Source organism: Bacteroides salyersiae (genome assembly GCF_031172035.1).
Taxonomy (GTDB): Bacteria; Bacteroidota; Bacteroidia; order Bacteroidales; family Bacteroidaceae; genus Bacteroides; species Bacteroides salyersiae.
On record NZ_CP133452.1, the window covers coordinates 2,275,373 to 2,299,542 of the forward strand.

General features: G+C 46.4%; 8 protein-coding genes. All 8 read left to right on the top strand.

Going from position 1 to position 24,170, the window contains the following annotated elements; all coding sequences use genetic code 11:
- The first annotated feature begins 329 nt into the window (after nucleotides 1–329).
- The 8 genes from RB604_RS08365 to RB604_RS08400 all read left to right on the top strand — a co-directional run bounded on the left by RB604_RS08365 (nucleotide 330) and on the right by RB604_RS08400 (nucleotide 24,126).
- On the top strand, nucleotides 330–3,026 hold the full coding sequence (locus tag RB604_RS08365) for an alpha-d-galacturonidase (protein ID WP_007478699.1): 2,697 nt from the start codon (nucleotides 330–332) through the stop codon (nucleotides 3,024–3,026).
- Between the two features lie 29 nt (nucleotides 3,027–3,055).
- A complete protein-coding gene (locus RB604_RS08370; RefSeq protein WP_172680654.1) occupies nucleotides 3,056–7,264 on the top strand; it encodes a beta-d-glucuronidase/beta-L-arabinofuranosidase in 4,209 nt (1,402 codons plus the stop codon).
- 36 nt (nucleotides 7,265–7,300) lie between these two features.
- Nucleotides 7,301–10,633 carry a glycoside hydrolase family 2 TIM barrel-domain containing protein gene (locus RB604_RS08375; RefSeq protein WP_007478697.1) on the top strand — a complete coding sequence of 1,111 codons (3,333 nt, stop codon included), beginning with the start codon at nucleotides 7,301–7,303 and terminating at the stop codon, nucleotides 10,631–10,633.
- Nucleotides 10,634–10,836: 203 nt separating this feature from the next.
- Nucleotides 10,837–13,773 (top strand): glycoside hydrolase family 2 protein, encoded by a 2,937-nt coding sequence (locus tag RB604_RS08380; protein ID WP_055293655.1) that lies wholly within the window; start codon nucleotides 10,837–10,839, stop codon nucleotides 13,771–13,773.
- 460 nt (nucleotides 13,774–14,233) lie between these two features.
- A complete protein-coding gene (locus RB604_RS08385; RefSeq protein ID WP_055293657.1) occupies nucleotides 14,234–17,563 on the top strand; it encodes a glycosyl hydrolase in 3,330 nt (1,109 codons plus the stop codon).
- Nucleotides 17,564–17,720: 157 nt separating this feature from the next.
- Nucleotides 17,721–19,109 (top strand): sialate O-acetylesterase, encoded by a 1,389-nt coding sequence (locus tag RB604_RS08390; RefSeq protein WP_055293536.1) that lies wholly within the window; start codon nucleotides 17,721–17,723, stop codon nucleotides 19,107–19,109.
- A 3-nt stretch (nucleotides 19,110–19,112) separates the two neighbouring features.
- Nucleotides 19,113–21,365: a DUF5703 domain-containing protein gene (locus RB604_RS08395; protein WP_055293538.1), complete on the top strand. Its 2,253-nt coding sequence runs from the start codon at nucleotides 19,113–19,115 to the stop codon at nucleotides 21,363–21,365.
- Between the two features lie 136 nt (nucleotides 21,366–21,501).
- On the top strand, nucleotides 21,502–24,126 hold the full coding sequence (locus RB604_RS08400) for a glycoside hydrolase family 2 protein (protein WP_055293540.1): 2,625 nt from the start codon (nucleotides 21,502–21,504) through the stop codon (nucleotides 24,124–24,126).
- Nucleotides 24,127–24,170 lie beyond the last annotated feature (44 nt).

A 24,170-nucleotide genomic window follows, 5' to 3' on the forward strand; every position in this document is an offset into this window, starting at 1 on the left:
TTGTTTATAAAGGAACGTATTCTTGCCGACAAAAGATTGTATTTAACACAGTATTAAATACGTATTCTTGTAGGTTAAGAATATTGGTTTATTTGTTTGTTAAGTGAAAGATTAATGTGTTGATATACAATGATTAAATTCAATCATGACTACTTCCCGGTATTAAGTCCCTCTCATTGGTTCGAAAAACAGTTTTTGCCTATACTTGTCAAATCGGTAACTTCATTTGTCTGTCTCTTCTAAAATTTAATATGAGTACAAACTTATCTTTTCTGCGTCTTCCTTGAAGGAAGATAAGGGAGTTTAGTTTTTATTTATATAATGAAGAAATGACAAATATAAGATTGCTTTTGATTGGCTGTTGCCTGTTTTTATTGAGTGCGTGTGGAAAAAAAACGGTGAATATCGTAGTACCTCCGGAGGCTTCGATACGTATGAACTTCGGTGTGCAGCAACTACAGGAAACGTTGGAAAAAGAGGGATATCGGGTACTCTTATCCGGAATTGAGGATACCTTGACAGAAGCTGACAGGATTATTTTTCTGAATCAGGCTTGTGATTCTACGTTGAGAAAAGAGGGATTTTTGATTACAACAGAGGGAAACAGGACAATGGTTCGGGGGAATGATGGAAACGGAGTGATTTATGCCTGTCGTGAGTTGATAGATCATATTAACGAGAAAAAGAACCTGGACTTTCCTGCTTTCTGTCAAGATGCGCCGGAGATGGTACTTCGGGGAGCTTGTATCGGTTTACAGAAAACTACTTATTTACCCGGACATGGTGTATATGAATATCCTTATACTCCGGAAAACTTTCCTTGGTTTTATGATAAACAGGCATGGATACGCTATTTAGACATGTTAGTGGAGAATCGCATGAATTCACTTTACCTTTGGAATGGGCATCCTTTTGCTTCACTGGTGAGGTTGGAAGAGTATCCTTTTGCTTTGGAAGTAGATGAAGAAACCTTTAAGAAAAACGAAGAGATTTTTTCTTTCCTGACAGAAGAGGCGGATAAACGTGGTATTTTCGTCATTCAAATGTTCTATAATATTCTTCTATCCAAACCATTTGCCGATCATTACGGGCTTAAAACTCAGGATCGTAATCGACCGATTACTCCGCTTATCAGTGATTATACACGTAAATCGATCGCAGCTTTTATTGAGAAATATCCGAACGTGGGTCTGCTTGTCTGTCTTGGGGAGGCTATGGATACTTATGAAGATGACGTGGAATGGTTTACACAAACCATTATTCCCGGAGTAAAGGATGGTTTGAAGGCGTTGGGACGTACTGACGAACCTCCTTTGTTACTGCGTGCACACGATACGGATTGCAAAATGGTGATGGATGCTGCTTTGCCGCTATATAAGAATCTTTATACAATGCACAAATATAACGGTGAGTCTCTCACCACTTATGAGCCACGTGGCCCTTGGTCGAAAATCCATCAGGATCTGAGTTCATTGGGTAGCATTCATATCAGTAATGTACATATTTTAGCTAACTTGGAACCATTTCGGTGGGGCTCTCCCGATTTTATACAGAAAGCGGTTCAGGCTATGCACGATGTACATGGGGCAAATGCTCTACATCTTTATCCTCAAGCATCTTATTGGGATTGGCCTTATACAGCTGATAAACTACCTGATGGTAAACGTGAGCTACAGCTTGATCGGGATTGGATCTGGTATAAAGCATGGGCACGTTATGCTTGGAACTGTCGCCGTGACCGTTCGGATGAAATCTTATATTGGAATGCACGGTTGGGGGATTATTATGGCATGGATGCTTCAGTTGCTGCCAATGTCCGCGTGGCATATGAGGAATCGGGCGAGATCGCTCCTAAGTTGTTACGTCGTTTTGGAATAACGGAAGGTAACCGGCAGACCTTGTTGTTGGGAATGTTTATGAGTCAGTTGGTTAACCCATATAAATATACTATTTATCCCGGATTTTACGAGAGTTGCGGACCGGAAGGTGAGAAATTGATAGAATACGTGGAGAAAGAATGGAAAAGACAACCGCATGTAGGTGAATTGCCTTTGGATATAGTGCAACAAGTAATTGAACATGGTGATCGTGCGGTGGCTGCCGTAGATGCCGCCGGAGAAAAAGTGACAAGAAACAAGGATGAATTCGAACGGCTACGTAATGATATGCATTGTTATCGGGAATTTGCTTATGCTTTTCACTTTAAGGTAAAAGCGGCCAAGTTAGTACTTGATTATCAATGGGGTAAGAATATGAAGGATCTTGAGGAGGCTGTTCCGTTAATGGAACAGAGCCTTGAGCATTACCGCAAGCTGGCAGATCTTACCAAAGAGCATTATTACTATGCGAATAGCATGCAGACAGCTCAACGTCGTATTCCTATCGGAGGTGATGACGGGCATAACAAGACATGGGGAGAATTGTTGGTACATTATGAAAAAGAGTTGGAGAACTTCAAGTCCAATATTGCTTTGTTGAAAGAACAAAAAGAAGGGAATGCAATCAAAAAGGAGGCTGATATTACTCCTTTGAGACCTGCGGACGTGAAATTATTGAAGAATTATCCGACAGTGAAACTGACTAAAGGTGCTGTATTGTATTCTGATTTTCCGAATTCAAAAATAGATGCCATTGCACCGGAACTGGAGGGAATGACTGCCTTCTGCCTGAATGCAGAAAACCAGCGTCAGGAAGGGACGGCTATCGAGTTTACTTCTGATGATGCGGTTAATCTACTGGTAGGTTATTTCCGTGATGATCAAAAAAAGTATGCTAAAGCACCGAAACTGGAAACGGATGCATCTGCCAATGATTATGGACAAGCCGAGCCCAAATTGACAAATGCCATTCGCATAAAAGGTATGCCTTTGGCAAATGTACACAGTTATCATTTTCCTGCCGGTACTCATAAGTTGCTCTTACCGAAAGGGTGTACTTTGGTTTTAGGATTTACAGATCAATCCGTTACTCCACGTAATGCGGCTCTTGCCGGAGCAGAGGAGACAATGGACTGGATGTTTTATTAATGGATGATTCTTACTCAATGCAGTTGAATATGAGAAAAGCAGCGCTTATTGCCGGATTATCCCTTTTTGCCGGTTCGCTTTTTGCACAGTCACCATACGAGGTGTCGCAAGAGCGTATGGAGGAGATTTATGAGGAGGTGAAAACACCTTATAAATATGGGTTGGCTGTTGTTCCGCAAAATAATGATTATAAGATAGATTGCCCGACGGTATTTCGCAAGGGCAATAAATGGTATATGACCTATGTCGTGTACAACGGAAAGGGGGCGACGGACGGAAGAGGGTATGAAACCTGGATAGCGGAAAGTCCGAATCTGCTTGAGTGGCATACATTAGGGCGTATACTTTCTTTCCGTGAGAATACTTGGGATTGTAATCAGCGGGGAGGATTTCCGGCATTATCCGATATGGAATGGGGAGGAAGCTACACGCTGCAATCTTATAAAGGCAAGTATTGGATGACTTATATCGGTGGAGAAGGTATCGGGTATGAGGCTATTACCGCTCCTCTTCATATCGGTTTGGCATGGACGGATCAGGATATTGCTACTGCTCACGAATGGAAATCTGCCGATGAGCCGATTGTGAGCATACATGATAAAGACGCTCAATGGTGGGAGAAACTTACAGAGTACAAAAGTACGGTTTATTGGGATAAAGACCGGACGTTAGGGGCACCCTTTGTTATGTTTTACAATGCGGGAGGGCGACACCCCGATACAGGATTGAAAGGCGAACGTGTTGGAATTGCTTTGTCCAAAGACATGAAACGCTGGAAACGATACGGGGGCAATCCGGTCTTTGCACACGAGAGTGATGGTACAATTACGGGAGATGCCCATATTCAGAAAATGGGGGATGTATATGTGATGTTTTATTTTTCCGCCTTTCATCCGGAACGCAGGTATAAGGCGTTCAATACGTTTGCTGCGAGTTATGACTTGGTGCATTGGACAGATTGGAAAGGGGCGGATTTGGTGATTCCAAGCAAGGAGTATGACGAGATGTTTGCACATAAAAGCTATGTGATAAAACACAATGGGGTAGTTTATCATTTCTATTGTGCGGTTAATAATAGTGAGCAGCGGGGGATTGCCATTGCCACCAGTAAACCGATGGGGCGTTCGGCCGTACGTTTCCCGCAACCGGATACAAAGGGCAGGCGCCAGATAACCGAGTTGTCCGGTCATTGGAAAACTTGGTTGGACTCTTCCGGACCGGAGTCTTCCATTGCCGTATCCGTTCCTCATAATTGGGATGATTATTACGGTTACAGGCAACTGACACATGGTAATCTTCATGGTACGGCTATGTATCAGAATGAATTTGTATATCAAAAGCAGGATGGAAAGAGATATTTTCTGCGTTTGGAAGGCGTAGGGACGTATGCTACTATTGTTTTCAATAAGAAGGAGCTGGGACGATATCCGGTAGGTCGTACGACACTGACTCTGGATGTGACCGATGCCTTGATAGACGGAACCAATAAACTGGAGTTGAAAGTAGAGCATCCGGAGATGATTTCTGACATGCCTTGGGTATGTGGTGGATGTTCTTCGGAATGGGGGTTTAGTGAAGGTTCCCAGCCTTTCGGTATCTTCCGTCCGGTTATTTTGGAAGCTACAGATGAAATACGCATCGAACCTTTTGGCGTTCACATCTGGAATGACGATCAGGCGGCTACGGTTTACATAGATACCGAAGTGAAAAATTACGGGGAACGGACAGAGACTGTAGAACTTGTCAGTAAGTTGAGTAATGATGACGGACGACAGGTTTTCCGTTTGGTAGAAGAGGTTACTTTGGCTCCCGGAGAGACAAAAACGGTTCGTCAGTCTTCGTCCGTTGAGAATCCGGTTTTATGGAGTACGGAGAATCCGTATCTTTATAAGTTGACCAGTATGATAAAGCGTGATATGAAAACCGCCGATAAGATAAAAACGACCGATGAGGTGGTTACTCCTTTCGGAATTCGCACACTTAGCTGGCCGGTGAAACGTAAAGATGGAGACGGACGTTTCTTTCTGAACGGTACTCCGGTTTTTATCAATGGGGTATGCGAATATGAACATCAGTTCGGGCAAAGCCACGCATTCAGTCGTGAGCAGGTGGCTGCCCGCGCCAAACAGATACGGGCTGCCGGCTTTAATGCATTCAGAGATGCCCATCAACCCCATCATCTCGATTATCAGACGTATTGGGATAAGGAGGGGATCTTGTTCTGGACGCAATTCTCTGCACATGTCTGGTATGATACGCCTGAATTTCGGGATAATTTCAAGAAATTGCTCCGGCAGTGGGTGAAGGAACGGCGTAATTCTCCGTCGGTCGTCATGTGGGGATTGCAGAATGAGAGTACTTTGCCGCGTGAATTTGCGGAGGAATGTACCGCTATTATTCGGGAAATGGACCCGACCGCACACCATATGCGGATCATTACGACCTGCAACGGAGGAGAAGGAACTGATTGGAATGTGGTGCAGAATTGGAGCGGAACTTATGGAGGAGATGTGGAGCGTTACGGTGAGGAGCTTTCCCGTCCCAATCAATTATTGAATGGTGAATATGGCGCCTGGAGAAGTATCGGGCTGCATACAGAGCCGGCAGCCTTTGATCCGAAAGGTGTTTGGAGCGAGAGCCGGATGTGCCGGTTGATGGAAATTAAGATTCGGGAGGCAGAACGTGTGCGGGACAGCGTATGCGGACAATTCCAGTGGATTTACAGTAGCCATGATAATCCAGGGCGGCGTCAGCCGGACGAGGGTTACCGGATCATCGACAAGGTGGGGCCATTCAATTACAAAGGACTGGTTACTCCTTGGGAAGAACCTTTGGATATTTATTATCTGTATAAAGCCAATTATGTACCGGCTGCTAAAGAGCCGATGGTATATCTCGTTTCGCATACATGGCCCGACCGTTTTATCAACGGGCGGCGGCGTGCCACCATCGAAGCATACAGTAATTGTGACAGTGTTTTACTTTACAATGATGCCGGTGATGCTGTCTTTCTCGGACGCAAAATAAATCATGGGAAGGGGACACATTTCATGTGGGAAAACCGGGATATCCGCTATAACGTTCTTCGTGCCGTGGGCTATTACAAAGGGAAACCGGTAACGGAAGATGTCCTTTTATTAAACGGATTGGAGCAAGCGCCATCGTTTGAGAATCTTTATCACGAGGTAACTCCTGTTATGCAAGACGTGCAAGGAGAAAAGGATTACACTTATATTTATCGTATTAATTGCGGAGGAGATGCTTATGTAGACAGTTACGGACAACGATGGGCACAGGATAACTCCACCTTTTCCCATTCATGGGCAGAAGCGTTCGACGGTTTGAATCCCTATCTTGCCAGCCAAAGGACGACATATGATCCGATACGTGGTACGCGGGATTGGCCTTTGTTCCAAAGTTTTCGTTTCGGACGGCACAAATTGAATTATGAGTTTCCGTTAGCAGATGGGGTTTACCGGGTAGAATTGTATTTCACCGAACCTTGGCACGGTACGGGAGGGAGTGCGGCGACCGATTGTGAAGGTCTCCGTATATTTGATGTGGCGATCAATGATTCGGTTGTTATGGATGATTTGGATATCTGGGCAGAGAGCGGACATGATACTGCATTGAAAAAGGTAGTGTATGTCCCAGTAAAAGGTGGGAAGATGATCATCTCTTTTCCCGAAGTAAAAGCCGGGCAGGCATTGATTTCGGCTATTGCCATTGCCCGTCAGGGAAAATTTGAAGTTCAGGAAATGCCGGAGGCCACTGCTTTCTCTTGGAAAGACTTTGACAGGGATGTTGTGGAAAAAACACCGGCGGAACTTTTGCCCGAAGACAAGAATGCACGTGTCGGGGTGATTTATGAAGCGGAAGCGGCCCTGTTGAAAGGAAAATATGTGAAGAAGCAACATCGGAACCAGACCGGTATCTTTTTTGGTAAAGGAGACCGGAATAGCATCGAGTGGAATATATCTACCGGTCTGGCACAGGTTTATGCCCTGCGTTTTAAATATATGAACAGCAGTAGTGTTCCCGTCAAAGTGAGGCTGCGCTTTATAGATTCAAAAGGGGTGGTATTGAAAGATGACATACTGACTTTTCCTGATACCCCTGAAAAGTGGCGTATGATGAGTACTACTACCGGAACTTATATCAACGCCGGACAGTATAGAGTGGTTCTAACTTCCGACGGGATGGAGGGATTGGCTTTTGATGCCTTAGAGGTACAGTAATTTGAAGATACGATCATATAGTAAGATAAAGAATCGATGAGAAGGATATTAATAGGTATATTCTGTTGTGTCGCTGCCGGCTTGTCGGCTCAAGTGGGAGTACCCGATTGGGAGAACCATCAAGTATTACACATCAACCGGGAACCGGCACGGGCAGCTTTCTTTCCTTATGGGGAACATGTCGGAGACCGTAGGCTTTGTCTGGACGGATCGTGGAAATTTCGCTGGACTCCTATGCCGGAGGAACGCATTCCTGACTTCTATCGGACAGATTATGACGACTCCCGTTGGGTGGAGTTTCCCGTACCTGCCAATTGGGAAGTTAATGGTTATGGCACTCCTATCTATGTTTCTGCCGGTTATCCGTTTAAAATCAACCCGCCTCGTGTGACGAGTGAACCGAAGGCGGAGTATACAACTTTTAAAGAGCGTAATCCGGTAGGTCAGTACAGACGTACCTTTACATTGCCTGCCGGTTGGGAGAAGACCGGACAAACTTTTTTGCGTTTTGAGGGGGTAATGAGTGCTTTTTATGTATGGATTAACGGGCAGTTGGCAGGGTATAGCCAGGGAAGCATGGAACCGAGTGAGTTCAATATCACTTCTTGTTTAAATGCCGGAACGAATCAGATAGCTGTGGAAGTTTATCGTTATAGTGACGGTTCCTATCTGGAAGATCAGGATTTCTGGCGCTTCGGAGGAATTCACCGGAGTATATATGTGATACATACTCCCGATATCCGCATTCGTGATTATGTGGTGCGCACGCTGCCCGATTCCGTTTACCGGGATTTTACGATACAGATTGATCCCCGGTTAAGTGTCTACCGGGCGGAGTCTGGAAAGGGATACACTCTGCAAGCTATTTTAACGGATACGGATGGCACTTCATTGGCGCAATTATCTTGCTCTGCCGAAGAAGTTCTGGACTTGGAACACAAAGCTTCCCGTATGAATGAATGGTTTCCCCAACGTGGACCTCGTAAAATGGGGAGAATGACGACGGTTATAAAGAATCCGAAACAATGGACTGCCGAGACTCCGTCTCTTTATTCTCTTCATCTCTCCTTGCAGGACAGCACCGGACGTATTGTGGAGCAAATATGCCAGCCCGTCGGCTTTCGCAGTGTCGAAGTACGGGATGGGCAGATGCTGGTAAATGGCCGGCCGATTCGTTTCCGTGGAGTCAACCGCCATGAGCATGATCCGCGTTTGGGTCGGGTGATGACGGAAGAACGCATGCTACAGGATATTTTGTTGATGAAGCAAGGAAATGTGAATGCGGTTCGTACCAGCCATTATCCGAATGTGAGTCGTTGGTATGAATTATGCGATAGTTTGGGACTTTATGTTATGGATGAGGCGAATATAGAGGAGCATGGTTTGCGTGGTACTCTGGCGAGCGCTTCCGATTGGCATGCTGCTTTTATGGATCGTGCCGTCCGGATGGCGGAACGGGATAAGAACCATCCTTGCATAGTGGTTTGGAGTATGGGTAATGAAAGTGGATATGGGCCTAATTTCGCTGCAATTTCTGCTTGGCTTCATGATTTCGATCCTACTCGTCCTGTTCATTATGAAGGGGCACAAGGGGTGAACGGGTGCCCCGATCCGGAGACGGTCGATATGATCAGCCGTTTCTATACTCGTGTGAAACAGGAATACTTGAATCCCGGAATTCCGGAAGGGGCTGACGAGGAACGTGCTGAGAATGCCCGTTGGGAACGCTTGCTCGAGATAGCCGAACGGACGAATGATGTACGTCCGGTACTGACCAGTGAATATGCTCATGCGATGGGTAATGCTTTGGGAAACTTTCAGGAGTATTGGGATGAGATATATAGTCATCCCCGTATGTTGGGGGGCTTTATTTGGGATTGGGTCGATCAAGGTTTGTATAAATCACTTCCCGGTGGTGGAGAGATGATTGCTTATGGAGGAGATTTTGGTGATCGGCCTAATTTGAAAGCGTTTTGCTTCAACGGTATCTTGCGTAGTGAACGGGAGACTACGCCCAAGTATTGGGAAATGAAAAAAGTATATGCTCCCATACAGATGCAACTTCAGGAAGACACGTTAAGATTGACTAACCGCAACCATCATATCGGTCTGGAAGGCTATCGTTGCCTGTGGACACTTACTGTGGACGGCCGGCCGGAGAAGACGGGAGAATTGGAAATGCCGCAAGTGCTTCCCGGAATGACCGGAGTGATAAACTTGTCGGAAGTGATTGGGAAAAGAAGAAAGAATCGTGCGGATATCCGTCTTTGGATAAGGATTATTCTGAAAGAAGACCTGCCTTGGGCCAAGGCAGGACATGAAGTTGCCGCCGAACAATTCTGCCTTCAAGAAGGGGAAGAAAAGGGAGAAGGAGAAGAGATGGGAGATGGGAGATGCAGCGTGACGGCGCAGCAACTTTCAACTTTCAACTCTCAACTTTCAACTGAAGGGGGCTTGTTGACGGTTAAAAGCGGGGGTTGCATGGTACAGTGGCGTTTGCGGGATGGATGTATGATGCAGTTGCAGTTCGATTCATTTCCGGTATTGGGAGATTCGTGTCTGTTTCCATCTGTTCCTGCTGTTCAGATATTTCGTGCACCGACCGATAATGATAAAAGTTTCGGTAATTGGCTGGCTAAAGATTGGCAGAATAATCGACTCGATGCTCCCGATTACGATACGAGACCTCTGAAGTGGCGGCAATTGTCTGACGGAACGATACAGGTCACTTCTGGTTGTACTGTCCGGTGTCTTTCCGGAAGCATTGTCACGGAGCTGCTGTATACGATTACCGGTGACGGCCAGCTTGAGATAGAAGCAGTTTTCCGTCCCGAGGGAGTATTGCCTGAACTTCCCCGTTTGGGTATTGTCTTGCCAATCCGTTCCGGTCTGGATCACTTCACTTGGTATGGCCGTGGCCCTTGGGAGAATTATCCCGATCGCAAGGCTTCTTGTTTCGTGGGTTTATGGAGTGGTAAAGTGAGTGAGCAATATACGCATTATCCGCGACCGCAGGATAGCGGAAATAAAGAAGACGTACGTTTTCTGGAACTGACGGACGATTATGGAAAAGGAATCCGGGTAGAGGCGGTAGGGAAGACTTTTTCCGCATCTGCCTTACACTATACGGTAAATGATATCTATCGGGCTACACATGATTATCAGTTACAGGAACGTCCGGATGTTATTCTCAGTCTGGATGCTGCTGTGTTGGGCTTAGGGAATAGCAGTTGCGGGCCGGGAGTACTTAAGCGATATGCTATCGAGAAAAAAGAACATCGGTTGAAGGTGATTCTTAAAAAGACTCAACAGGCCTCTCCCCAGACGGCCTCTCCCCAACCCTCTCCGTGGGAGAGGGGGCAAAGTTAGTTTTGCAACTGATTGATAAAACATAGTATCTTTCTTCTCCTTCTCCTACGGAGGGGACCGGAGAAAGGCTTTTAAATTGATAAGACATGAATAAATTATTATTTTTCAGACAGAAGGACAGAAAGACAGAAGAACAAAAGGGCAGAAGAACAGAAGAACAAAAGGACAAAAGAGCCAATAAGCTGCCCATGCCAATAAAGGTTATGCAAGAAATATGCTCTTTTGTTCTTCTGTCTAAAACAGATTCAAAACTAACTTTGCCCCCTCTCCCACGGAGAGGGTTGGGGAGAGGCCGTCTGGGGAGAGGCCTGTCAACATTCATTTGTGCATTTACACTGATCTCGATAGGCGCACATGCCCAGTCCTCAGTGAATACGGAACGCCGGTATTTGTCGGGAAAAGGGTGTGATGATATGGTAGAATGGGATTTCTATTGTACCGGAGGTAATAATTCCGGTCGATGGACGAAGATAGGTGTGCCTTCTTGCTGGGAGTTGCAGGGTTTCGGTACTTACCAATATGGGATGCGCTTTTATGGCAAGGCATTTCCGGAAGGGATTGCCGATGAAAAAGGGATGTATAAGTACGAGTTTTATCTGCCTGCTGCTTGGAATGGGAAACAAATCGAACTGGTGTTTGAGGCTTCTATGACGGATACGGAAGTCAAAATTAACGGTCGCAAAGCAGGCGAGATACATCAGGGAGGTTTCTATCGTTTTACTTATGATGTGAGCGACCGGATTTTCTTCGGTGATACGAAAAATCTTCTGGAGGTGACAGTAAGTAAAGAGAGTAGTAACGCCGGAGTGAATTTAGCGGAACGTCGTGCCGACTACTGGAATTTCGGTGGTCTGTACCGTCCGGTTTTCATCGTGGCCAAGCCCGCACAGAATATCAGTAGGGTAGCCATTGATGCACAGGCTGACGGCAGTTTTACAGCCGGATGTTATCTGAACAAGACATTGGAAGGTGCCCGGATAAAGACGGTGATCACCGATCGCCATGGGAAGAAAATAGCAGAAGCCACTTCTTCCGTACGTACAGGAAGCGATTATGCAATTGTCCGCCTGCATGCCGACTCTCCCGATCTCTGGACTGCCGAGACCCCTAATCTGTATACTGCACGTTTCATCTTGTCGGGCAGAGGGGGTGAAGTGCTTCATGAAGAGGTGCAAAAGTTTGGTTTCCGCACTATCGAAACCCGTGAAAGTGACGGGTTGTATATTAATGGAGTGCGGGTAAATATCCGTGGTGTCAACCGCCATAGTTTTCGTCCCGAAAGCGGACGTACCTTGAGCAAGGTAAAAAACATAGAAGATGTACTGTTAATAAAAAGCATGAATATGAATGCCGTGCGGTTGAGTCATTATCCGGCCGATCCGGAATTCTTGGAGGCGTGTGACAGTTTGGGGCTGTATGTGATGAATGAGTTATCCGGTTGGCACGGCAAGCACGAAACGGTGGTAGGGCAGAAGTTGGTGCGTGAAATGGTGATTCGCGATGTGAATCATCCTTCTGTTATCTGGTGGAGCAACGGCAATGAAAAAGGATGGAATACGGAGTTGGACGGAGAGTTTCATAAATATGACCCGCAACGGCGGCCGGTATTGCATCCGCAAGGTAATTTCGGAGGATACGAAACGATGCATTACCGTTCTTACGGTGAGAGCCAGAATTATATGCGCCTGCCCGAACTTTTTATGCCTACCGAGTTCCTTCACGGCTTGTATGACGGTGGTGCAGGCGCCGGACTGTATGATTATTGGGAGATGATGCGGAAACATCCGCGTTGTGTAGGTGGTTTTATCTGGGTTTTAGCCGATGAAGGAGTGAAACGGACGGATAAGAACGGTTTTATCGACAACGTGGGAAACTTTGGTGCTGATGGCATCGTAGGCCCGCATCACGAGAAGGAGGGGAGTTATTACACCGTCCGGCAAGTGTGGTGTCCTGTACAGGTGATGAATCGACACATCGATGCTACTTTTGATGGCAAGCTGCAAGTAGAAAACCGCTATGATTTTCTGAATCTGAACAGTTGCCGGTTTGCTTACCGTTACGTCCAGTTGCCCACTGCCGAAGATACAGGAATGGAGATGAAGGTTCTTGAACAAGGAGAAGTCCGTGGTGGTGATATTCCTGCTCATGAAACGGGTGAGGTCCGTATTCCTGCTGCCGTACGTGGAGCAAATGCATTGATGCTTACGATTACGGATACTTTTGGGCGTGAACTGTTTACTTATAGTTATCGATTGGAAGAGGTTCCTTGCCCGGTGCCGGCAATGGGGGCAGTTCCGTCAAGAGAAGAAACGGTGGACGATTTGATGATCCATGCAGGCGGCAAGGTATTTGTTTTCAGTAAGCGTGACGGACGGTTGAAGTATGTCCGGATAGGTGAACGTACGATTCATTTGAGGAATGGGCCGCGTTTCATAGCTGCCCGGCGTGCCGACCGTTCATTGGATCAGTTCTATAACCATGACGATCCGGATGCAGAAAAGAAAAAGACAACTTATTCCACTTTCGAGGATACCGGCCGGTTCTGCGGATTTGATGTCGAGGAAGCGGACGGAAAGATTACGGTAACTGCCGGCTATCGGTTGGGAAATTTCGATAAAGCAGTCTGGGTAATAACACCGGACGGCAGGGTTTCTCTTGATTTCCATTACAATTTCAGTGGTGTGGTCGATTTGATGGGAGTCATGTTCGATTATCCCGAAGAGCTGGTTTTAAGTAAACGTTGGGTGGGCGACGGCCCGTATCGTGTGTGGCAGAACCGCTTGCATGGCCCGCAATTGGGTGTTTGGGAGAATGAGTACAACGATCCTGTCCCCGGAGAGAGTTTTGTTTATCCGGAATTCAAGGGGTATTTCGCTCATGTGCAATGGATGAGTTTGCATACGCAGGAAGGGGTAATACGTATCTGGAATCGTACGCCTGATAGTTATATCGGGGTTTATCAACCTCGTGACGGACGCGATGCCTTACTCTATACGTTGCCGGGCACCGGTATCAGTGTGATGAAAGTGATTCCTCCCGTACGCAATAAGGTGAATACGACTGATCTTGTCGGTCCGTCATCACAACCGAAATGGGTGGATGGGGAGCAGAAAGGAAGTATCATTCTCTGCTTTGAATAATCTTATTGGAGTTTTACAAGTTTGCTATGCTAATTTCAAAGGGGATGTCAAAACTCCCCTTTTATCGAAATCACCCTCGTTACAACTGCCTGTAGCGAGAGTGATTTTTAGTTTATGAGAGTTTTGATACATTTACCCTCTTTGCGAAAAGGTACTTTCCTGTTCTTTATGCACCGTACATACGGTTTCCGGGTACCGTGCATACCACTTGTCAGCACCGTGCTCACGGTGGATGAGCACCCTGCTTACGGACGATAAGCACCGTGCTTAAGGAACCGGTAAGGCCCTTCTCCTCGTATCGCTGATGAACAGGGCATTTGAGCAAAAAGGTGAAGATAGTGGAAGGGGATAAATTTGATGGGAATAAGGGATCATATGTGGGAAAGATGAGTATTTTGGAAGACTGAGTACAAAAAGCAGATCCGTGCGTCTTTCTTTCAAAGAACAGACTCATTACCCTATGAAATATTATAGTAAAAGCTTTTTATTACTGCTTTTCTTGTTTTTGCAGTTTCCTCAATGGACGGTAGCACAGTCGGATGCTACCTTACGTAACCGCTTTCTCTCTCCGCCGGAAGATGCTGATTCCTGGTGTTTCTGGTACTGGATGTATGGTGCCGTGTCTCGAGAAGGCATCACGGCCGATCTGGAAGCAATGAAGCAGGTCGGATTGGGAGGCGCCTATCTCATGCCGATCAAGGATACGGAACAGGGAAAAGAATTTAATGGGACTGTACGGCAACTCTCCCCACAGTGGTGGGAAATGCTGCGTTTCAGTATGCAGGAAGCCGATCGGTTAGGATTAAAACTCGGTATGCATATTTGCGATGGTTTTGCACTTGCCGGAGGCCCTTGGATCACTCCGCAAGAGTCGATGCAAAAGGTGGTATGGAGCGACACCATTGTTTCCGGAGGGCAGATTAGGAGTTTACAATTACCTCGTCCTGAGGCTTACCAGGATTATTATCAGGACATTGCCTTACTGGCCTTACCGGTTGGAAAATCGGAACCTGATATTCCAAATATCACTACCAGCCCTCTGATAAACACGGCGGACGGTTTTTTCCGTGCCAATGCTTCGGACGTTGCCGCATGGATGCCGCTTCATCCCGATACGGCATGGATACAATATGAATATTCACAGCCGTTTACTTGTCGCAATATAGAAGTGGTGCTTACCGGCAATAATTATCAAGCCCACCGGTTAAAGCTGTTTGTCAGTGACAACGGGACTGATTTCCGGTTCGTAAAGCAACTCACGCCCGCCCGCCAGGGATGGCAGAACACTGATGAAAACTCGACTCATGCCCTTCCTCCTGTGACGGCACGATATTTTCGCTTTACTTGGAGTCCGGAGGGGACCGAACCGGGCAGCGAAGACATGGATGCCGCCAAATGGAAACCGAATCTCAAAATCAAAGAATTACGCCTGCACGACGGGCCGCGTCTTAACCAGTGGGAAGGAAAGGCGGGCTTGGTATGGCGGGTTGCATCCGCTACCACTGAAACCGAACTGCCCCAAAAGGATTGTCTGCACCGGCAGGATATCATCGACTTGACTGGATACATGAACTCTGGAGTCCTCACCGCCACTACTTTGCCTGCCGGACGGTGGAAGCTGCTTCGGATGGGACACACTTCCACCGGGCATACCAATGCTACCGGTGGAGCCGCCCGTGGGTTGGAATGCGATAAATTCAATCCGCAGGCAGTGAAGAAGCAATTCGACCATTGGTTTGGGCGTACTTTCACCGAAGTTGGAGATGAATTGGCCCGTAAGGTATTAAAATACATGCATGTCGATAGTTGGGAATGCGGAAGCCAGAACTGGAGCGTCTCCTTTCCCGATGAATTTCAGAAGCGTCGCGGATATCGCCTGTCTGATTGGCTTCCTCTGTTTGCCGGTATACCGTTGGAAAGTGCGGAAGAGAGTGAACGCGTTCTGCGTGACGTACGTATAACCATAGCCGAACTGGTAAAAGATGTTTTCTATGAAACATTGGCTACTTGTGCCCGGGAATATGATTGTCGCTTTTCTGCCGAGTGTGTGGCTCCCACAATGGTTAGTGACGGGATGCTACACTATCAGAAAGTCGATTACCCGATGGGGGAGTTTTGGTTCAATAGCCCTACCCACGACAAACCGAATGACATGCTCGATGCCATCAGTGGAGCGCATGTCTATGGCAAGAACATTATCCAGGCTGAAGGATTTACCCAAGTGAGGGGCACATGGAACGAGCATCCGGCCCTTCTGAAACCCTTGCTCGACCGTAATTATGCATTAGGTATCAACCGCCTGTTTTTTCACGTATATGTGCACAATCCGTGGCTCGATCGTCGTCCCGGAATGACTTTGGATGGTATCGGATTTTTCTTCCAGCGCGATCAGACTTGGTGGGAAAAGGGGGCGAAAGCCTTTGTCGATTATACCCGGCGTTGCCAGGCCCTGTTGCAATATGGGCATCCGGTGGTAGACATCGCTGTGTTTACGGGTGAAGAGATACCGCGTCGTGCCGTTCTACCCGAACGTCTGGTACCTTCTCTGCCGGGGCTTTTCGGAAGTCGGCGGGTAGAGAGCGAAAAAAACAGGCTCGCTAATATCGGTCAACCGCTTCGTACTATCGTCGGCGTTACCCATTCCGCCAATATGGCCGATCCCGAAAATTGGGTCAATCCATTGCGTGGCTATGCCTATGATTCTTTCAATAAAGATGCTCTGCTGTGTTTGGCTTCGGTTGATAAGGGTCGGATTTGCCTGCCCGGTGGCGCTTCTTATAAAGTATTAGTCCTGCCGTTGCCGCGTCCGATGGATCCGGACGGGTTGCCTTTATCTACAGAGGTTCAGGCCAAAGTCGACGAGTGGCGGAAGGCCGGTATAATAATTCCCGAATTGCCTTACCGCTTCGAGGATTTTGCCGCTTATGGGCTGGAACGCGATGTCATCGTACCCGAAGATATAGCTTGGACGCATCGCAAAGGCCCCGAAGCCGAGATTTATTTCCTGTCTAACCAACGGGGGGAAGAACGTCATTTTACAGCATCTTTGAGAGGAATAAAAGAAGTGCAACCTGAATGTTGGAATCCGGTGTCGGGTGAGATGTATAAAGCACGCTCCTGGAAATGTAAGGACGGGCGTACATCCGTTGAACTTACTTTGGCAGCCGGTGAGTCTGTATTTATAGTCTGTTATTTCAAGGCGGATCAGAAGAACGAAACTATTGTACCGGAATTGCCAACAGACTTATCGAAAGAGGCATCAACCGAACTGTCATCGGAGTTATCATCTGAGTTATCGGAAGAGACAGATATCCTGCCGCTTCGCTTTAAAAAGCCTTGGTCTGTCTATTTTGCCGGTTTGAATAAAACGATCCGTCGGGATACGCTTTTTGATTGGACCGATGAGCAGGATCACTCCATCCGTTATTATTCGGGTAGGGCTGTTTATACGAATACCTTCAATTGGACAGATGACAGAAAGATGCCGGTGGCGTATCTTCGTTTAGGACGGGTTGAGAACATAGCTGTAATAAAAGTCAATGGAGTGGAATGTGGTACTGCATGGACTGCTCCTTATCAGGTAGAGGTGACTGCCGCTTTGCGGAAAGGCAAAAATACGCTGGAGATAGAAATCATCAACACTTGGGCCAATGCCATTAGAGGTATGGATCGTGGAGAACCCCCTTTTAACGGTATATGGACCAATGCACGGTATCGTCTGGACGGAACAGAACTTGTACCGGCCGGCTTATTCGGACCTTTGGAAATGAGGCTTTCAGTCTCTCCCTAACCGGTCTCTCCCCAGCCCTCTCCGTGGGAGAGGGGGCAAAGTTTATTTTGTAATTGATTAATAACCATAGTATCTCTCTTCTCCCTCTCCTCCGGAGAGGGTCGGGGAGAGGCTTTTAGACATGAAAAGAAGAATAACAACAATTAGTCTTGCCCTTATGGGCCTTTGCGGAGCCTTTACACAAGCAAAAGTGCAATTACCGGCTTTTTTCTCCGATGGTATGGTCATGCAACAACAAGCCACCGCCAATCTCTGGGGAACAGCTACCCCAAGAAAAACTGTTACATTGACTACCGGTTGGGACGGAAAGACATACCGTGCCACTGCTGATACTCAGGGAAAGTGGAATATGTCAGTGACTACCCCGCCGGCAGGTGGACCTTATTCTTTGACATTCTCTGATGGAGAATTAACTGTGCTGAATAATATTTTGATAGGAGAACTATGGATATGTAGCGGACAGAGCAATATGGAAATGCCGATGAAGGGATATAAAAATCAACCCATCGAAGGGGCTGATATGGATATTTTGCGTAGTACCAACCCTTCTTTGAGATTATTTACAGTGAAACGGCACTCTACCCTGCTTCCGCAGTATGATGTTACCGGTACGTGGAACGAAGCTATGCCTACTACTGTGCGTGAATTTAGCGCGACTGCCTATTATTTCGGGCGGCTGTTGAATGAACTTTTGGATGTCCCTGTGGGGCTTATCGTTACTGCGTGGGGAGGATCGGCTGCCGAAGCATGGATGACGGAGGAGATGTTGCGTGCCTTCCCCGAAGTTAGGATTCCCCGTACTGATGCCGATATTACCTCTCCAAACCGTACACCTACCACCCTTTACAATGGTATGTTGCATCCGCTCATCGGTATCACTATGCGTGGTGTCATCTGGTATCAGGGAGAAGACAATACGAATCGTCCCCATTCCTATGCCGATATGTTTACCACTCTGATCAATGGCTGGCGTGCTGCGTGGCAACAGGGAGATTTTCCTTTTTATTATTGCCAGATTGCTCCTTACGATTATGCCTTGATCACCGCACCCGGACAGGAACCGGTACAGTCGGCACTCATCCGCGAAGCGCAGTCACAGGTAGAGCATCGCGTTCCTCACACCGGCATGGCCGTTCTGCTCGATGCCGGTATGGAGAAAGGTATTCATCCTGCCAAAAAAAGACTGGCCGGCGAACGTTTGGGCTTATTAGCATTAACTAAGACCTACGGCATCGAAGGTGTCAATGGCGAAAGCCCTTATTATAAATCAATGGAGATACAGGGAGATACGGTGATTGTCAGTTTTGGACGGGCGGATATGTGGATATCCGGAAAGGAGTGCTTCGAATCGAAACTGTTTTCCGTAGCCGGTGAAGATCGGATTTTCCATCCGGCAAAAGCATGGATCGTCCGCAGTAAAATGTATGTGAGAAGTGAGAAGGTTCCTCATCCTGTGGCTGTACGTTATGCCTTCGATAATTATGTAGAAGGAGACTTGTTTTGCGGAGGATTACCTTTATCTTCTTTTCGGTCGGATAACTGGTAACCTATGAAGAGATTTTTTTTGATTGTGTTTGGTTGGATGATTGGCATGTCCGTTCAGGTGAGTGGGCATGCCGGTCTCATTTGGAGAACACCCAGTACCGACTCATCCGCTTCCATGCCTTGTGGAGGTGGGGACATTGGTATGAATGTGTGGGTAGAGGAGGGAGATGTCTTGTTTTATATCAGTCGGAGTGGTACTTTCGACGAGCATAATTGCTTGTTGAAACAAGGGCGTATCCGCCTGCGCTTATCACCCAATCCTTTCTTAAACGTAGAAAATTTCCGGCAAGAGCTCAAACTGGAAGACGGTTATGTAGAGATCGCCGCCGGCAAGACTGTGATACAACTCTGGGCAGATGTATATCATCCGGTAATTCATCTGGAAATAAATAGTAGCATAGCCTGCCAAGCTGAACTGTATTATGAGAATTGGCGTCATCGGGACCGGGTGATCCGTAAAGGAGAAGGGCAACAGAACTCCTATAAATGGACCACTCCGAAAGGTCAGGTAACGACAGCCGATTCCATCTCTGTAACCAGTAATCACCTTGTCTTTTTTCATCAGAATCCATCAAAGACCGTCTTTGACTATACCGTGTCGCAGCAAGGTTTGGATGGCGTGAAGACTTTGCTGATGAACCCTTTGAGTAATCTTGTTTCCGGTGGTGTCCTCCGAGCCGAAGGCTATACTTATGCCGGAACTATCGATGGGGTGTATGCCGGGACGGATTATCGTGCCTGGCTTTTTCGGACAATAAAGCCGATGAAACATCAAAAGGTACACATTGCTTTGCATACGGAGCAAACTACTGATTTGGAAAAATGGTTGCAAAATGCAAAGCGGACGCTTGCTGCCGTAGACATTACGAAGGATAAGAAGCGGACACGTCTTTGGTGGCAGGAGTTCTGGCAGCGTAGCTTTATCCGTTCAGATGAAGTACAGGCAAGCGTATGGGCGCGTAACTATACCCTTTTCCGTTACATGTTAGGATGCAATGCCTATGGTGATTATCCTACCAAATTCAATGGCGGGTTATTTACATTCGACCCTTGTCTGGTAGATTCCACTCTGGCTTTTACTCCCGATTTCCGTAAATGGGGAGGCGGAACGATGACAGCACAGAACCAGCGTCTGGTTTATTGGCCGATGTTAAAGAGCGGAGATCTGGATATGATGACCTCTCAATTTGACTTTTATAACCGGATGCTCCGTAATGCAGAACTTCGGAGTTTGATCTATTGGCAACATGCAGGTGCCTGTTTTGCCGAACAGATCGAGAACTACGGTTTGCCTAATCCGGCGGAGTATGGAACAAAACGTCCTGATTATTTTGATAAGGGGGTAGAGTATAATGCTTGGCTGGAATACGAATGGGATACAGTACTCGAATTCTGTCAAATGATTCTGGAAACAAGGAATTACCGGAAAGTTGATATAACAGCTTATCTGCCATTGATAGAGAGTACTCTTACTTTCTTCGAAGAACATTATCGTTATCTGGCCACTCGTAGAGGGGCCAAAGCATTGGATGGAGAGGGACATTTGATTCTTTTTCCCGGTTCGGCCTGTGAGACTTATAAAATGACAAACAACGCCTCAAGCACGATTGCCGCTCTTCGTACCGTACTTGAGGCGTATGGTAAGAAGCCTGAAATGCTCTCCATCATTCCTCCATTGCCTTTTCGTACCTTGGAGGGAAAGCAGATGATTTCGCCCGCCAAAACTTGGGAACGTATCAATAATGTGGAAACTCCCCAACTCTATCCGGTATTTCCTTGGCGTATTTACGGAGTGGCACGGGAGGATTTGGAGATTGCCCGTAATACATATCTCTATGATCCGGATGCACTTCGTTTCCGTTCTCATGTAGGGTGGAAGCAAGACAATATTTGGGCAGCTTGTTTAGGTTTAACCGATGAGGCCGTCCGTTTATCCGCTCTTAAACTGGCCGATGGTCCTTTTCGCTTTCCCGCTTTCTGGGGCCCCGGATACGACTGGGCTCCCGATCATAACTGGGGAGGAAGTGGAATGATCGGCTTACAGGAAATGCTGTTGCAGGCGGTTGGAGAGAAAATACATCTTTTTCCTGCTTGGCCTATAGAATGGAATGTACATTTCAAACTGCATGCTCCCGGAAATACAACCGTGGAGGCCGAACTGAAAGATGGGGAATTAGTGGGTTTGACAGTAATTCCCGAAGAACGGCGGAAAGATATTGAATTACCGGAATTTACATCCCATAAGGTCGATAATTAGACGATTTATAAGTTTAACAGTCAGGGTTAGGTTAGATGATCTATATAAGATTAACAATTAAATAGTTCCTAAGATTAACAATTGGATGATCCATAAGTTTAACGATTATTAGATGACCCATAAAATTTAAAACGCCATGATAAAGAATTTCTTACTATCTATTTTTTTATTACTTATTCCTTCTTGTTTCTGGGGGAATACTGTTTATCGTCCCCAAGTTTCCGTAGCTGGCTTTATCCCATTGTCCGGCAGCGGAAGAGATATTTATAATTTTAATCCCGGATGGCGTTATTATAAAGGAGATATGGAAAGAGCGGAAACGGTAGAATTGGATGATTCGGATTGGGAAGTGGTTGCTACTCCACACTCAGTAGAGCTAATGCCTGCCGAAGCCAGCGGTTGTCGCAATTATCAAGGCCCTGTTTGGTATCGGAAATGGTTTGTAATTCCTGCTGCTACTCGTGGGAAACAGGTTTTTATCCATTTTGAAGCGGTGATGGGTAAACAAAAAGTCTATTTAAACGGCCATTTGGTAAAAGAACATTTGGGAGGTTATCTTCCTTTCAATATCGATTTGACTGCGAATGGGATACAGGCAGGCGATTCTTGCTTAATAGCAGTGATGGCGGATAATAGCGATGATAAAAGTTACCCGCCGGGCAAACGTCAGTATACGTTGGATTTTTCATATCATGGAGGTATTTATCGGGATGTGTGGATGATTGCTAAATCTGATGTATCTATAACTGATGCAGTGGACGCCGGAAAAGTGGCTGGTGGTGGAGTGTTTATTCACTATGGTCGCATTAGTGAGAAAAAGGCTGATATTCTTATTGATACCGAAGTTCGAAACAACGGTAAACGGCAGAGAAAAGTGGAGGTAGAATCATCGTTGGTCGATGCAACGGGTACATTGATAAAGCGTGTAGTTGCTATGGTACATCTCGATGCCGGGCAGTCGAAGACTGTCAACCAAAAGATAGAAGTCCGTCAGCCGCATTTATGGTCACCCGATTCTCCTTATCTGTATCGCGTGGAATCGAGAGTGAAGGAGGGCAAAAATACGTTGGACGGTGGAATTACCCGTGCCGGTATTCGGAAAGCGGAATTTAAAGGGAAAGAAGGTTTTTGGCTGAATGGAAAACCTTTCGGGCAATTGATCGGTGCCAATAGGCATCAGGATTTTGCTTATGTCGGAAATGCTCTGCCGAACTCCGGTCAATGGCGGGATGCCAAAAAATTGCGTGATGCCGGTTGCCGGATTATCCGTGTCGCACATTATCCGCAAGACCCTTCGTTTATGGATGCATGCGATGAATTGGGAATGTTTGTTATCGTTGCGACACCGGGTTGGCAATATTGGAATAAGGAACCGGAGTTTGCCCGTTTGGTACATGAGAATACCCGGCAGATGATCCGGCGTGACCGGAATCATGCTTGTGTATTAATGTGGGAGCCTATTCTGAATGAGACTCGTTATCCGTTGGATTTTGCGTTGGAAGCTTTACGAATAACCAAAGAGGAATATCCTTATCCGGGACGTCCGGTAGCTGCAGCAGATGTACATTCCGCCGGTGTAGAGGAAAATTATGACGTGGTATATGGATGGCCCGGCGATGATGAGAAAACGGATTCTCCTGAGCAATGCATATTTACTCGTGAATACGGAGAGAATGTAGACGACTGGTATGCCCATAATAACAACAATCGTGCCAGCCGTAGCTGGGGAGAACGCCCCTTGTTGGTGCAGGCACTCTCGTTGGCCAAGAGTTATGACGAGATGTATCGTACCACCGGAAAGTTTATAGGTGGAGCACAGTGGCATCCTTTCGATCATCAACGCGGTTATCACCCTGATCCTTATTGGGGAGGTATATTCGATGCTTTCCGTCAGCCTAAATATGCTTATCATATGTATCGTAGTCAAACGGCTCCCGATTTAAATCATCCTTTGGCGGAGTGTGGTCCGGTAGTATATATAGCACATGAAATGTCGCAGTTTTCAGATGCCGATGTGGTAGTATTTAGCAACTGCGATTCTGTTCGTCTTTCTGTTTATGATGGAACTAAAAATTGGACTCTGCCGGTAATTCATGCAAAAGGGCATATGCCGAATGCTCCGGTTGTGTTTAAGAATGTGTGGAACTTTTGGGAAGCACGGGATTATAGTTATGTGCAAAAGAAGTGGCAGAAAGTAAATATATTGGCCGAAGGCATTATAAACGGGAAAGTAGTTTGTGCGCAAAAGAAAATGCCTTCCCGGCGTTCAACCAAACTTCGTTTAAGAATTGATTCTCAAGGGGTACCTTTAGTGGCCGATGGGTCTGATTTTGTAGTCGTTATTGCCGAAGTAACGGATGATAACGGAAATGTGAGGCGTTTGGCAAAAGAAAATATCGTGTTTACGATAGAAGGTGAAGGAGAAATCATAGGAGATAGGTCTATAAATGCCAACCCGCGAACTGTTGAATTCGGAACAGCTCCTGTGTTGGTACGCTCAACAAGTAAAGCAGGTAAGATTCGAATCAAAGCACATGTACAGTTTGAAGGAACACATGCACCAACTCCTGCTGAAATAGAATTTGAGAGTGTAGATCCGGAATTTCCTTCGTGTTATATAGAGCAACGTATGGTTCCTAAGAGTAACGTGAATCCTGTGAATAATACCCGGAAAACAGTTTTGACGGAAGAAGAAAAACGGCATTTACTAATGGAAGTAGAGAAACAACAGACCGAATTTGGTGTTAATTCTGAAAAATGATGTGGAAATATGGATTGATTTAATAAAAAAGATTTTTATCTTTG